Source organism: uncultured Roseovarius sp. (assembly GCF_913054395.1).
Taxonomy (GTDB): domain Bacteria; phylum Pseudomonadota; class Alphaproteobacteria; order Rhodobacterales; family Rhodobacteraceae; genus Roseovarius.
On record NZ_CAJXIP010000097.1, the window covers coordinates 1 to 13,451 of the forward strand.

Annotated in this window: 16 protein-coding genes and 1 other RNA gene; 9 read left to right on the forward strand and 8 right to left on the reverse strand. The window is 63.0% G+C overall.

Annotation, left to right across the window (positions count from 1 at the left end):
• Both QZ522_RS13135 and lgt read right to left on the reverse strand, forming a co-directional pair.
• Positions 1-815 (reverse strand): SAM-dependent methyltransferase (locus tag QZ522_RS13135; RefSeq protein WP_294612280.1); only part of this gene is annotated, 815 nt, incomplete at its 3' end.
• A complete protein-coding gene (gene lgt, locus QZ522_RS13140) occupies positions 812-1,702 on the reverse strand; it encodes a prolipoprotein diacylglyceryl transferase (protein ID WP_294612283.1) in 891 nt (296 codons plus the stop codon). The genes lgt and QZ522_RS13135, both read right to left, overlap by 4 nt.
• A gap of 95 nt (positions 1,703-1,797) precedes the next feature.
• On the opposite strand from lgt, the gene QZ522_RS13145 reads away from it, so the two are divergent.
• The 7 genes from QZ522_RS13145 (at position 1,798) to QZ522_RS13175 (ending at position 6,994) form a co-directional block, all read left to right on the forward strand.
• Entirely contained in the window at positions 1,798-2,046 is a 249-nt protein-coding gene (locus QZ522_RS13145; RefSeq protein WP_294612286.1) for an accessory factor UbiK family protein, read from the forward strand.
• A gap of 431 nt (positions 2,047-2,477) precedes the next feature.
• Positions 2,478-2,978 (forward strand): YbjN domain-containing protein, encoded by a 501-nt coding sequence (locus tag QZ522_RS13150; protein WP_294612289.1) that lies wholly within the window; start codon positions 2,478-2,480, stop codon positions 2,976-2,978.
• 42 nt (positions 2,979-3,020) lie between these two features.
• Positions 3,021-3,836, forward strand: coding sequence for a pyrroline-5-carboxylate reductase (gene proC, locus QZ522_RS13155; protein ID WP_294612292.1), 816 nt, complete (start codon positions 3,021-3,023; stop codon positions 3,834-3,836).
• Positions 3,829-4,167, forward strand: a complete 339-nt coding sequence (locus QZ522_RS13160; protein WP_294612295.1) for a tRNA-binding protein — start codon at positions 3,829-3,831, stop codon at positions 4,165-4,167. Before proC ends, QZ522_RS13160 begins: the two co-directional genes overlap by 8 nt.
• Positions 4,164-5,120, forward strand: a complete 957-nt coding sequence (locus QZ522_RS13165; protein WP_294612299.1) for a D-glycerate dehydrogenase — start codon at positions 4,164-4,166, stop codon at positions 5,118-5,120. The genes QZ522_RS13160 and QZ522_RS13165 overlap by 4 nt, the downstream gene beginning before the upstream one ends.
• Before the next feature lie 166 nt (positions 5,121-5,286).
• The gene (locus QZ522_RS13170) at positions 5,287-6,408 is read left to right on the forward strand and encodes a beta-ketoacyl-ACP synthase III (RefSeq protein WP_294612302.1); all 1,122 of its coding nucleotides are present in this window, start codon (positions 5,287-5,289) and stop codon (positions 6,406-6,408) included.
• Positions 6,409-6,535: 127 nt separating this feature from the next.
• Positions 6,536-6,994 carry a hypothetical protein gene (locus QZ522_RS13175; protein WP_294612305.1) on the forward strand — a complete coding sequence of 153 codons (459 nt, stop codon included), beginning with the start codon at positions 6,536-6,538 and terminating at the stop codon, positions 6,992-6,994.
• A gap of 7 nt (positions 6,995-7,001) precedes the next feature.
• Here QZ522_RS13175 and QZ522_RS13180 read toward each other — a convergent pair whose 3' ends face one another.
• The 4 genes from QZ522_RS13180 to QZ522_RS13195 form a co-directional block, all read right to left on the reverse strand.
• Positions 7,002-7,331 (reverse strand): DUF1294 domain-containing protein, encoded by a 330-nt coding sequence (locus QZ522_RS13180; RefSeq protein WP_294612308.1) that lies wholly within the window; start codon positions 7,329-7,331, stop codon positions 7,002-7,004.
• A 50-nt stretch (positions 7,332-7,381) separates the two neighbouring features.
• Positions 7,382-7,975: a recombination mediator RecR gene (gene recR / locus QZ522_RS13185; protein WP_294612310.1), complete on the reverse strand. Its 594-nt coding sequence runs from the start codon at positions 7,973-7,975 to the stop codon at positions 7,382-7,384.
• A gap of 70 nt (positions 7,976-8,045) precedes the next feature.
• Positions 8,046-8,390 carry a YbaB/EbfC family nucleoid-associated protein gene (locus QZ522_RS13190; protein WP_294612313.1) on the reverse strand — a complete coding sequence of 115 codons (345 nt, stop codon included), beginning with the start codon at positions 8,388-8,390 and terminating at the stop codon, positions 8,046-8,048.
• Between the two features lie 125 nt (positions 8,391-8,515).
• Complete coding sequence (locus tag QZ522_RS13195; protein ID WP_294612316.1) at positions 8,516-10,327, reverse strand: DNA polymerase III subunit gamma/tau; 1,812 nt, start codon at positions 10,325-10,327, stop codon at positions 8,516-8,518.
• 84 nt (positions 10,328-10,411) lie between these two features.
• On the opposite strand from QZ522_RS13195, the gene QZ522_RS13200 reads away from it, so the two are divergent.
• On the forward strand, positions 10,412-11,266 hold the full coding sequence (locus QZ522_RS13200) for a neutral zinc metallopeptidase (RefSeq protein ID WP_294612319.1): 855 nt from the start codon (positions 10,412-10,414) through the stop codon (positions 11,264-11,266).
• A gap of 8 nt (positions 11,267-11,274) precedes the next feature.
• Positions 11,275-11,745, forward strand: coding sequence for a protein-tyrosine phosphatase family protein (locus tag QZ522_RS13205; protein WP_294612322.1), 471 nt, complete (start codon positions 11,275-11,277; stop codon positions 11,743-11,745).
• Positions 11,746-11,835: 90 nt separating this feature from the next.
• Here the strand turns inward: QZ522_RS13205 and ffs are convergent.
• An RNA gene (gene ffs, locus QZ522_RS13210) (signal recognition particle sRNA small type) lies at positions 11,836-11,934 on the reverse strand.
• A 16-nt stretch (positions 11,935-11,950) separates the two neighbouring features.
• A partial coding sequence (locus tag QZ522_RS13215; RefSeq protein ID WP_294612325.1) for a 5'-nucleotidase C-terminal domain-containing protein occupies positions 11,951-13,451 on the reverse strand: 1,501 nt, incomplete at its 5' end.

The window sequence follows — 13,451 nt, forward strand, 5'->3', positions numbered from 1 at the left end:
TCCACATGTGCGGTCAGGTCGGCCTTGCCGGGGTTGGCGAGGGGATCGGCGGGCGCATGGCCTTCAAGCGCCTGAAACGTGTCGCCAAGCGAGCGCCAGTCGCCATAATCCGCGATCAGGGCCGCGCCGCCATGGGTATGGATGCGCTCTCCGATCACGGCCACGCTTGCCTCTGCGGGGGCGCAGGTCTCGATCACATCGCCGGGCCGCGTGTCGTCAAGGCGCTCGGTCAGGCCGGGCAAGGCGGTCGGCGCGCCAAGGCCAAAGGCAAGTTCCCCCTTCTGCAAGCCGATCAGGCGCTCGCGCCAGCCCTCGCCTGTGCGCTCGAACTGACGGATCGGAAGGGCGTCGAAGAATTCGTTCGCCACAAGGTAAAGCGGCATCTCAGGCAGGGTATCGACGCGGTCGTGAAAGGCGATGTCGCGGCGCGCAATCTTGTCGCGCTGGATCGCGCGCAGGGTCGGAGAGGTCTCGATCAGGTGAAGCTGTGCCGCGGCATGAAAGCCGCGCACGCCCCTCGTGGCGCGCAGGATATCGGCCATCAACGTACCGCGCCCCGGCCCGGCCTCGGCCAGGGCAAAGGCGTCGGGCGCGCCTTGGTCCATCCAGCATTGAGCAAGGCAAAGGCCGATCAGTTCGCCGAACATCTGGCTTATTTCCGGCGCGGTGATGAAATCGCCCGCGGCGCCGAACGGATCGCGGGTGGCGTAATAGCCGTGCTCGGGATGCATCAGGCAGGCGGCCATGTAATCGGCCAGCGTGATCGGCCCGCCCTCGCTTATCCGGGCGATCAGGTGATCACGCAGCCCGCTCATGCGGGGCGGGACCGATTCGCCCAGGTCACCATCGCGAGGCCAAAGGCGATCATCGGCAGCGATAGCAGTTGTCCCATGCTCAGCCCCAGGCCGCCCATCTGCACCGCATAGCCCATCGGATTGTCGGGGGTAATGAATTGCGCATCGGCCTGGCGTACAAATTCGACGATAAAGCGCGAGATGCCGTAGCCCATGAAAAACAGGCCGGTCAGCGTGCCGCGCTGTTTCAGGGCGCCCCGGCGATAGGCCAGACAGATCAGCACCGCGCCAAGGATCAGCCCCTCAAGCGCCGCCTCGTAGAGTTGCGAGGGATGGCGCGCGCAGAGACCGATCACATCCGGGCAATCCTGTGCCGCCGCCCCCGGAAAGGCCACGCCCCACGGCAGGCCGGTCGGGCGGCCCCAAAGCTCTGCGTTGATGAAATTGGCGATCCGGCCCAGCAACAGGCCGATCGGCGCCACCATGCAGAGCACATCGGCGACCGAAAGCCAGGCAATGCCCCGCCGTTTTGAATAGAGGATACAGGCCGTCACGACGCCCAGTAGCCCGCCGTGAAACGACATCCCGCCCTGCCAGACCTGAAGGATCTGCATCGGGTTTTGCAGGTAATAGCCCGGCTGATAGAACAGCACGAAGCCGAGCCGCCCGCCAAGGATCACGCCAAGGATCACCCAGGTCAAAAGGTCTTCGACCTGTGCCGGCGTCATCGGGGCGCTGTTGCGGGGCCACAGATGCGGGCGCTTGACGCTGGCCACCACAAGCCGCCAGCCCAGAAGGATGCCGACGATATAAGAGAGCGCATACCAGCGCAGTGCGAATTCCATCCCGAAGATCGGGAGGGTGAAAATCTCGGGCGAGATATCGGGGAAGGGGATCATGGCCTGCATATGCGTCTCTGTGCCTCTGGTGGCTGGGGGAAGTCAACCTTGTGATGGGCGTGTTTTGGCCCATATAAGGGGGGAGTGTAACGCCGGAGAGACCCATGCAAACCCGTAACAAAGTGCTCGACGATATTTCGCAACTGATGACCAACGCCATGGGCGTGGCGCAGGGTGCCAAGACCGAGGCCGAAACCGCGATGAAATCGATGATCGACCGCTGGCTTGCGGATCGCGATTTCGTCACCCGTGAGGAATTCGATGCGGTGCGCGCCATGGCACAGAAGGCCCGCGAAGAGAACGAGGCGCTCAAGGCGCGGCTTGATGCGATGGAAACGGCGGGAAAGAAGTAGGCTCGTCTTCGGGCACCCGGTCGTTTTTCACCACCTTGACGCAAGACGTCTGTGTGGCGCTTTTGCCCGCCAAGCCCACTATGTTCTGATCATTCTGCGTATCTTGCCAAAGCGCCAGCCCGGCGGGGTGGCAAACAGTCTGGCTTTGTCACCTGCCGGACGGCACCCCACCATTTTCATCGCATGGTAGCAACCCTGATTGGGCGGAACTGTTGCGTTTCGCCGGGCTTGATCTGGTCTGCTTTCTCTTGTGGCGGTTTCAATTTCATCCACAACTTATTGTGGTTATCCCCAACAAATTGCTTTACAGCTTGCCGGAAAGGCCGCACCATATCTTGTATTGGCGGTGGGAATAGCCCCCGTCGATAGAGCAGGCACCTAGCGCTTGGGGTGCATCGCGACCCCCGCGCTATAGCAAATGAGGTGGCGCAATGGCCCTTTCCGAGCAGTTCTTGCAGGACGATATCCACCCGATTGATATCGTCGAACATATCGCCGAGCATCACGACTGGGATTTCGACCGGATCGGTGATGATCAGATCGCCATGGCCGTCGAAGGCCAGTGGCGTACCTATTCGATAACCCTGGCCTGGTCGGGCTATGACGAGACACTGCGGCTTGTCTGTACCTTTGAAATGGAGCCGCCGGAGCATAAGATTCCGGTGCTTTACGAGATCCTAAACGATGTGAACGATCAGTGTTGGGCCGGGGCCTTTACATGGTGGGGGTCGCATAAACTGATGGTCTATCGCTATGGTCTGGTGCTGGCAGGCGGACAGGATGCATGTCCCGAACAGATCGACACGATGATCAACGCCGCCGTGATGAGCGCCGAGCGCTATTACCCGGCATTCCAGCTTGCGATCTGGGGTGACAAATCCCCCAAGGATGCCATGCAGGTCGCCATTGCAGAGGCTTACGGTCGCGCGTAACACTTACCCCCGCAAAGTGACGAACGGAGCGGGGACGATGCGATGAACATGGATTATGTGGCCGAAAACGGTCTGGTTCTGCTGGGCTGTGGCAAGATGGGCGGTGCCATGCTGCAAGGCTGGCTGGCGCAGGGCTTGCCGCCCGCTTCGGTCCGGGTGATTGACCCCAACCCGTCCGATTGGCTGCGCGGCACGGGGGTTGGCATCAACGTCGATCTGCCCGAAAATCCGGCCATCGTCCTGATTGCGGTCAAACCACAGATGATGGGCGAGGCCCTGCCGGTACTGGCGGCGATGGGCAATGGCACGACGCTTTTCGTGTCGGTGGCGGCCGGTACGCCGATCGCGGCCTTCGAGGCGGCCCTGGGCGCGCAAACCCCGATCGTGCGCGCGATGCCCAACACCCCCGCCGCCGTGGGCCGCGGCATCACCGCGATCATCGGCAATGCCCATGCAAGCGCTACGCAGGTCGATCTTGCCGAGATGCTGTTGCGCGCGGTCGGTCAGGTGGTGCGCCTTGAGCGCGAGGATCAGATGGACGCGGTGACCGGAGTGTCCGGGTCCGGCCCGGCCTATGTGTTTCACATGATCGAATGTCTGGCAGCGGCCGGCGAGGCGCAGGGTCTTGCCCCGGCGCTTGCCATGCAGCTTGCACAGGCGACAGTGGCCGGGGCGGGGGCACTGGCCGAGGCCGCCGATGAAACCCCGGCGCAATTGCGGGTCAATGTGACAAGCCCGAATGGCACCACGCAGGCCGGTCTTGCGGTGCTGATGGACGAGGATAGCGGCCTGCCGCCGCTGATGCGCAAGACGGTCGCGGCAGCGGCGGATCGGTCGCGGGAGCTTGGCAATGGCTGAGATCACATTTGACGATTTCCTCAAGGTCGATATCCGTGTCGGTCGCGTGACCCGCGCCGAACCCTACCCCGAGGCGCGCAAACCCGCGATCAAGCTTTGGGTCGATTTCGGGGGCGAGATCGGCGAAAAGAAAAGCAGCGCGCAGATCACCGCGCATTACGATCCGGACATGCTTGTCGGACGTCAGGTGATGGCGGTGGTCAATTTTCCTCCTCGCCAGATCGGCAAGTTCATGTCCGAAATTCTTGTTCTCGGCCTGTCCGATAGCAATGGCGAAATCGTTCTGATAAGCCCCGACCAAGAAGTTCCAATCGGAGAGAGATTGCATTGAAACGTGTCCTGCTGACCCGGCCGCTGCCGGATCGCGTGGTTGAAGCTGCGCGTACCCATTTCGAAGTCGAACTGCGCGACGACCCCGCCCCCCTTAAGCTTGGCCAGATGCGCGGGGCGCTTGCGCTTTACGATGGGGTTTTGCCGACGCTCGGCGATATGTTCTCGGCCGAGGTCTTTGCCGATGCGAATAACCCGCGTTGCAAGATCCTGGCGAATTTCGGGGTCGGGTATAACCATATTGACGCGGCAGCCGCGCGGGCGGCGGGGATCAGCGTGACCAATACGCCGGGGGCCGTGACCGATGCCACCGCCGATATCGCGATGACCCTGATCCTGATGAGCGCGCGGCGGGCTGGCGAAGGCGAGCGGATGGTGCGGGCGGGCAAATGGCCCGGCTGGAACCCGACGCAGATGCTTGGCCTGCATGTGTCGGGCAAGACCGTGGGCATTATCGGCATGGGCAGGATCGGGCAGGCGATTGCGCAGCGCTGTCACTTTGGGTTCGGCATGGATGTGATCTATTATAACCGCTCGCCCAAGGCGATGGAGTTTCCCGCGCGTCAGGTCGAGAGCCTTGAGGCACTTGCCGCCGAGGCCGATATCGTGGTGGTGGCGGTGCCCGGCGGCGCCGAAACCCATCATATCGTCGGCGCGCCGGTGTTTGAGGCAATGAAGCCGAGCGGGCATTTCATCAATATCGCCCGCGGTGACGTGGTCGACGAAGCCGCGCTTATCGCCGCGTTGCAGGCGGGGGCCTTCGCGGGCGCCGGGCTTGATGTCTACGAGAAAGAGCCGGTGGTGCCCGAGGCGCTGAAGGCGATGGAGAATGTCACGCTCCTGCCGCATCTGGGCACCGCTGCGCTTGAGGTTCGTGAGGCTATGGGTCTTATGGCGGTGGAAAACCTGCGCGCGTTCTTTGCGGGCGAGACCCCGCCCAATCTTGTGAATTAGGTCCGCCGCAGGCCAGTGACCGGCGCGCCGGATGCTGGCCGGGGAATTCGAGTATTTGGACCAAGAAGAAGGGGTTTTCGCGGGCTCTTTCGCGCCGTGCCGTGGTGTCATGCTTGACGGAGAGGCAAGCATCGGCTGATCTGGTCAGAATGCGGAGGAAGAGACCATGTATCAACCGGCCATTACGGGATCGGGCGTATTCACGCCGCCCGAGGTGATTACCAATGACGAATTGGTGCAGGCGTTCAATGCCTATGCCGAAGCGTTCAATGCGCGACATGCAGGGGCGATTGCGGCGGGGGAGGTCGAGGCCAAGGCCTTGTCCTCTTCGGACTTTATCCTGGGCGCCTCCGGGATCGAGCAACGCTATGTGATGGACAAATCCGGCGTGCTTGATCCGGAGGTGATGTATCCGCATCTGCGCCAGCGCAGCGACGATGAGCCGGGGATCATGGCCGAAATGGCGCTTGATGCCTCAACCAAGGCCCTGGCGCAGGCCGGGCGGCGGGGCGATGAGGTTGATCTTGTGATTTGTGCCGCGAGCAATCACGAACGCGCCTATCCGGCGATCGCGATTGAAATTCAACAGCTTCTGGGCGCAGGTGGCTTTGCCTTCGACATGAATGTCGCCTGTTCCTCGGCGACTTTCGGCATTCAGGCGGCGGCGGATATGATCCGGACGGGCTCGGCGCGCCGCGCACTTGTGGTGAACCCTGAAATCTGTTCGGGGCACCTTGAGTGGCGCGACCGGGATTGCCACTTTATCTTTGGCGATGTCTGCACCGCTGTGGTGATCGAGCGCGCCGAGGACGCCGAGGGCGCGCACTTCGTGATCTGCTCGACCCGCTGCGCGACACAGTTTTCCAATAATATCCGCAACAATAACGGATTTTTACGCCGCAACCGGCCCGATGGCATGGCGGATCGGCGCGACATGCAGTTCATGCAGGAAGGGCGCAAGGTGTTCAAGGAGGTTCTGCCGATGGTTTCGGCGCATATTCATGAGCACCTCGAGGGCGCAGGCGTCACGGCGGATGGCCTGCGGCGGCTTTGGTTGCATCAGGCCAACAAGACGATGAACGATTTCATCGGCAAGAAGGTCCTTGGCCGGGTGCCCGATCCCGGCGAACAGCCAAATATCCTTCAGGATTATGCCAATACCTCGTCTGCGGGGTCGATCATCGCCTTCTCGAAATATTCCGATGACCTTGCGCCGGGCGACCGCGGGCTGATCTGTTCGTTCGGGGCCGGTTATTCGGTGGGCAGTGTTTTGTTGGAGCGCGCATGAGACGGGGATGACGGGCGGGGCTCGTCGGGGTCGCTTTTTGGAAATGACTTTCCGGGCCAAAGTGACTATGGGACAACGGATGTTGGGTTTCCCCTGATTTATGGGGGCAGGAATTAGGGAAAAGCGTATGTCGAGGATGGGAAGTTACCTCAAGAAGCACATTGAGGCTCTGGTCAAGGATGTGGGGATCGAGGCCGCGTGCAAGTTGACCGGAAAATCAAAGGCGACGCTTGGGCGCTATTATTCCGATCACGGTGAGCACGCCGACCGTTTCATGCCCGTCGATGCCGTTGCGGCCCTTGAAGAGGCGGCAAGCTATCCGCATGTTACTGGCGCCCTCGCCGAGTTGCAGGGGATCAGCCTTAGTTTTGATGGCAAGCGCCGCAATACCAAGGAGCGCGCGAATGTGAACAGCGACGTGATCGTCCTGTCGCAACGCTTTGCGCTTTTGATGGCGGAGTATCAGCAGTCAATCGAGGATGGCGTGATCACCATCAACGAGGCCAAGCGGCTGTTGCGCGAAACGTCGCAGTTGCAGCAGGTGTTGATCGACATGAAGATTCATCTGGAAGAGGAAGCGCTCTGAGGGTGCCCTAGCCGAGGATCTGACTGGTGATCTGGCTTACCAGCTGAACCACCGAGGCGCGGAATTCCGGCAGGACGAGGGCGGCCAGAAACCCCACGTGCAGCACGGCAATCGCGTTGAGCGAGGTGCGAAACGGCTCTTTGCGGGTTTTGTGGCGAAAGATGCCCTGGCCGGTCTTGGCGCCCAGAGAGCCACCGATCAGGCAGAGCGTCAGAAGTGTGCTTTCGGGCACGCGCCAACGCCGTTCGATCGCACAGCGCTTGTCCCACCAGAACAGGCCAAGTGTCAGCATGTTGAGGGCTAGAAAATAACTGAGGACAAGCGCGAGAGGGGTCATGAAAAATACTAGGGTCCGTCGTTGGCCGCTGGCCGGTATTACAAGGTCTGTCAGAGGCTTTTGCGCGCCGAGAGGGCCGCGCTGATGGTGCCATCGTCGAGATAGTCAAGTTCGCCGCCGATGGGAACGCCCTGCGCCAGGGAAGTCAGCGCGACACGGCCATCAAGCTGATCGGCGATATAATGCGCTGTGGTCTGGCCGTCCACCGTTGCATTGAGTGCAAGGATCACCTCTGAGATGTTTTCCGCCGAAACGCGTTCAACCAGTTTCGGAATACGCAGGGTTTCGGGGCCAATCTGGTCAAGTGCCGATAGGGTGCCGCCAAGCACGTGATAGCGGCCCTTGAAGGCCTGCCCGCGTTCCATCGCCCAGAGGTCGGCGACATCCTCGACCACGCAGATCTGACCGTTGGCGCGTTTTTCAGAGGCGCATATGTCGCAGGTCTCGGTGGTGCCGATGTTGCCACAATTGGTGCATTCGCGCGCAGTGGCGGCGACCGTTTGCATCAGGTCGGCGAGCGGGGTGAGCAAGAGCGCACGTTTGCGGATCATGTGCAGCACCGCGCGCCGGGCCGAGCGGGGCCCAAGCCCCGGCAGCCGGGCCATCATGTCGATCAGGGCGTCAATGTCGCGGGTGCTGTTCAAACGAATGGTCCGGTTGCGGCGGGTCTGGATGCCTTCGGCGAGAGTATTTGGAGAACGGTGAAAGCCTGCCTCAGAACGGCAACTTCATGTCCTTGGGCAGGCCCATGCCTTCGGTGAGTTTGCTCATTTCTTCCTGGGCGCGTTCGGTGGCCTTGGTCTGGGCGTCCTTGATGGCGGCCAGGATCAGGTCTTCGACCACTTCCTTGTCATCGGAATTGAAGATCGACGGGTCGATATCAAGGCCCTTGAGTTCGCCCTTGGCGGTGCAGGTTGCGGTGACCAGGCCCGCGCCGGATTCGCCGGTGACCATGAGGTTGTGCATCTCTTCCTGAAGGGCAGCCATCTTTTGCTGCATTTCCTGAGCGGCCTTCATCATCTTGGCCATATCGCCCATCTGGCCCAGTCCTTTGAACATTGCGTGATCTCCTATCGTGGGGCCCTGATGCAGCGCAGGGGGCCGGATGTCTGGTTTTCTGCCTTTAAGCATATGTGGTCGGGAATGGCGACAGGCAAGCGTTCGGCGTCGGTATGGCGCACCGCTTAATCCTCCTCGAAGGGGTCCCATTCGTCTTCGACCTCGGGCAGGGCCTCGGCTTCGGCGTGGCTGGCAATATCGGCGGCCGAGCGGATGGCGGTGATTTTCGACTTGGGAAAGGCGGCAAGAACGGCCTGCATCAACGGGTGTTCGCTCGCTTCGGCCTTGAGGGCATCCTGGGCGGCATTACGCGCCTCAAGGATGGTGGGGGCAGTGCCGGAGTTGACCAGGCTCACGGCCCAGCGATTGCCGGTCCAGCGTTGCAGGGCGCTGCCGAGGCTTTGCGCAAGATCTCCGGGGGCATCGGCGGTCGGGGTGAACTCGATCCGTCCCGGCTGATAGGCGGCAAGGCGCAGGTTGCTTTCGACCTCGACCAGAAGTTTGACATCGCGATTGGCGCGAATGAGTTCGACGACATGCTCGAAGGTTGGAAAATGCGCGAGGGCGTTTTCGACCTGCGGGGCGAGGGCCGTGCTTTGGCCCGCGCCGCCAATCTGGCCGGTGTTGCCAGAGCTTTGCGTCATCGGGGCGTGATAGGCCTGTGGCGTGGCGCCGCCATTGGTGGTCGGGGCATTGGTGTCGCCACCGCCACCGCCGATGGGGCCGGGGGCCGGGGGCGGGCTGTCTTGCAGGCGGCGAATAAGGTCTTCGGGCGTCGGCAGGTCGGCCACATGGGTCAGGCGGATCACCGCCATTTCGGCGGCCATCATGGAATTGGGGGCCTCGGCCACCTCATCCAGCGCCTTGAGCAGCATTTGCCACATCCGCGTCAGAACCCGCATTGGCAGGGCCTCGGCCATGGTCTGGCCGCGGGCGCGCTCATCGGGACCGATGGTGGGGTCCTGTGCGGCTTCGGGCGTGATCTTGACCACGGAAATCCAATGGGTGATCTCTGCCAGATCGCGCAGGACCGCCAGCGGATCGGCGCCTTCGGCATATTGCGAGGACAGTTCTGAAAGCGCGCTGGCGGCGTCGCCCTTCATGATCAGGTCGAACAGGTCAAGCACCCGGCCCCGATCGGCCAGGCCCAGCATGGCGCGCACCTGATCGGCAGTGGTTTCGCCGGCGCCATGGGAAATCGCCTGATCCAGCAGAGAGGTCGCATCGCGGGCCGAGCCTTCGGCGGCGCGGGTGATCAGCGCAAGCGCGTCATCGGTGATCTCTGAGGCCTCGGCGGTGGCAATGCGGCGCAGGAGGGCGATCATCACCTCGGGCTCGATCCGGCGCAGGTCGAAGCGTTGATAGCGCGACAGCACCGTGACGGGCACCTTGCGGATCTCGGTGGTGGCGAAGATGAATTTCACATGCGCGGGCGGCTCTTCGAGGGTCTTCAGCAGCGCGTTGAACGCGTTGACCGAAAGCATGTGCACCTCGTCGATGATGTAGATCTTGTAGCGGGCCGAGGCCGCGCGATAGTTCACCGAATCGATGATCTCGCGAATATCGCCCACGCCGGTCCGGCTGGCGGCGTCCATTTCCATGACATCGACATGGCGCCCTTCCATGATGGCGGTGCAATGCTCGCAGACGCCGCAAGGCTCGGTCGTGGGGCCGCCTTGACCATCGGCGCCGATACAGTTCATGCCCTTGGCGATAATCCGCGCAGTGGTGGTTTTACCGGTGCCGCGAATGCCGGTCATGATAAAGGCCTGGGCAATGCGATCGGCCTTGAACGCGTTTTTCAGGGTGCGCACCATGGCATCCTGTCCCACGAGATCGGCAAAGGTCTCGGGCCGATATTTGCGGGCGAGAACCTGATAGCCTTTTTCGGGGGTGTCGGTCATGCGGGTGCCCTTTGGATTCGTGTCACAGGCCAACCTAAAGCCGGGCGCGCGGGGCGTCCACCTTGCATTTCTCGTGGCGTCGCGCAAAGCTTTGGACGGTTCGTGGTGGAGGCTGTCATGCGGTTAAAAGGTATCGGTCGGAGCAGGAATGTCGAAGACAGGCGGCGCAGAGGTGGGCGCGGCGCGCGCGGCGGCAAGGCCGGGCTTGGCGGTGTCGGGCTTTTGGTGGTGCTGGCAATCGGCTATTTTGCGGGCATTGACGTGACGCCGCTGTTGCAGGGCGGACAGGGGCCGGTCGCGCAATCGAGTGCGCCGCGTCAGTTGAGTGCCGGCGAAGAGCGTGCGGCAGAGTTTTCCGCGCGGGTTCTGGCCACCACCGAGGCGGTCTGGGGCAGGGTCTTTCCCGAACAGTTGGGCGGGACGTATCGCCCGCCGGTGATGGTGCTCTATTCCGGCGTGACTCAAAGCCCCTGTGGCGGGGCATCCGGCGCGACGGGGCCGTTTTATTGCCCGGCGGATCGCAAGGCCTATCTCGACACCGAGTTTTTCGACACGCTGGCGCGGCAACTGGGCGCCAGGGGCGATTTCGCGGCGGCTTATGTGATTGCCCATGAGGTGGCGCATCACGTGCAGAACGAGCTTGGCATCCTGCCCGAGGTGAACCGTCGCCGTCAGGCCGCGGGGCAGGCGGATGCCAATGCGCTGACCGTGCGGCTCGAACTTCAGGCGGATTGCCTTTCGGGGGTCTGGGCGCGGGCGGTTGACGGGCTGCTTGAGCCGGGCGACCTCGAAGAGGCGCTGAATGCGGCGCGGATGATCGGCGATGACCATCTGCAAAAGCGCGCCGGTCAGGTGCCAAGGCCGCATACCTTTACCCATGGCACCTCGGCGCAGCGGGCCAGGTGGTTTCGGCGCGGTTATGAGGGCGGGGATGTGGCGCGCTGCGACACGTTTGGCGTGGCGCGATTGTGAGTGGGTTCGTGATCCACGCGCTGCCGGTGGCGGGCGGCACCCTGGCGCTTGCGCCGCTGCCCGGTGGCGCGGGGAGCTATGCCTCGGACCTTGAGCATCTGCATGACTGGCGTCCGGCGCTGGTGATCTCGATGACGACGCTGGCGGAAATGACGGCAAGCGGGGCAGCGAATCTTGGCGCGGACCTGCAGGACAGCGGCACCCGCTGGGCGCATGTGCCGGTCACGGATTACGGCGTGCCGGACCCCGAGGTAAGCGAGGCCTGGGAATTCGTGGCGCGGGTGGCGCTTTTGGCGTTGCAGGGCGGCGGACGGGTCTTGATCCATTGTCGGGGCGGCTGTGGGCGGTCGGGGATGGCGGCACTCCGGTTGATGATCGAAAGCGGCGAAGCGCCCGGCGCGGCCCTTGGGCGATTGCGCGACGTGCGGCCTTGCGCTGTCGAAACCGAGGCGCAGCTGCTCTGGGCACAACAGGTGTAGGGGCCGGAAGCTGCGTGTGTTTCACCTACCTTACCGGACAGAAGAACACGCAGATAATTGCGGCAAATTCAACGTTTGCGTGATGGAGAAGGGTGAGAGGCTGGACAACGACCCAAGCGGGGCTCGTTACGGCTGCTTCCTTCCGGACCTGACCGGGTTGGCGAGGCGCCTGCCCGCGCCAACCTCTCAACCGGCTACATAAGGATCAGATCGGGGATTCGCAAGAGAGGCTGTTGTCGATCGGTCGGGTTTGTCCCGAGCCGAGCCAGAGTCCAAGCCGTGCAAATCCGCGGGCCGATGTGCCAAGGTCCTGCGCGCACAAGGCGGCGAGGTCGCCCGCATGAGCGCGCACGCCCGGCCCGGTTTCGAAAATTACCCGTGTATCCGGCAGCGTGGTAAATCGCCAGACCGGCCGCGCGACAGGGTGGATATGGCGCCGGGCGGAAATGTAATCGGCAAGAATATCGCGCACCGGCCGTGAACAGGTATGGATCAGCCCGGTTTTGGCGAGCGCGCGGAACGGGCCGCCGCCATAGGCGCGATAGCTGTTGGTGGCGATCACGAACCGGGCGCTCTCTGATGTCGGCAGGCCCCGATGACACAGATTGCGGATACGCCGGGAGTCTGGGGCCACAAGTGCGCCCGACAGGTCATAGCGAGGGGGTTGCGACAGGTCGATCGCATAGCTGAGCCCGTCAATGACATCAAAGTCATGGCCCGGAATTTTCGTGTCCAGAAGCATCTGGTCCGAGGTGCCCGGTATGATCTGGCGGAAACAGATCGCCGCGCGTTCAAGCCAATCCCGAAGATCAGCGCCGGTTACAAGCAATCCGCAAAGTGCGTTCGGAAACGGGTAGATGTCGGTGACGTTGCGCAGACGCAGCGCACCCGCAGGCATGTCCGTGTAATAGGTCGGCCCGCCGCGCCCGCCGGTCTTGAACGGCGCCGAGACCGACAGGATCGGCAGGTCTTCATATGCGCTGCCCTTCAGGGCGGAGGCGAGGGCGTCGCGTTGTGCATCGTTGACAAGCTGGGTGGCGGGATCGTTGCGCACAAGCGTCAGATAACTGTGCAGCGGCGTGGCCGTCCGGCCAATCTCGCGCTCGGTCAGCTTGAGCGTATGGGAATGCGCGGGGGCAAGCGCGCGGCAAAAGGCCGGATCCGGCGGGATTCCGGCGGCGGCACGTGCTTCGGCCGTGTGACCGGTGACCCGCCATGTCCCGCAGGCATCCTGCGTCAGGCTCAGGTCAAGCACCCCGAGATGCGAGCCGCGAAAGCCGGGTTTGACAAACGGCATGCCGCGCAGGGGGGCGGGCCCGGCGTCCGGGGGGCCACTGGACGGGTCGGGATAAACACGGTGACTGTGCCCGCCAATGATGGCGTCGATGCCGGGGAGGCGCGCAATTGCCTGCGCGGCATTTTCCATCATCGGACGGTCGGGGCCATCGCCGATCCCGGTATGGGCCAGGGCAATCACCAGATCGGCCCCGGCGGCGCGCATGACGGGAACCCAGGCGCGGGCGCTTTCGATCATGTCGCGGCACGTGATCCTGCCGACCAGCAAGGCGTGATCCCACGTCATGATCTGTGGCGGTACAAGCCCCAGAACGCCGATCCGCAGCGTTCTGATCCCGCCGGTGTTGTCGCGCAATTCGCGGGTCAGCATGTGCCAGGGCGGGCGCAGCGTTTCATCGGTGTCCGGCATG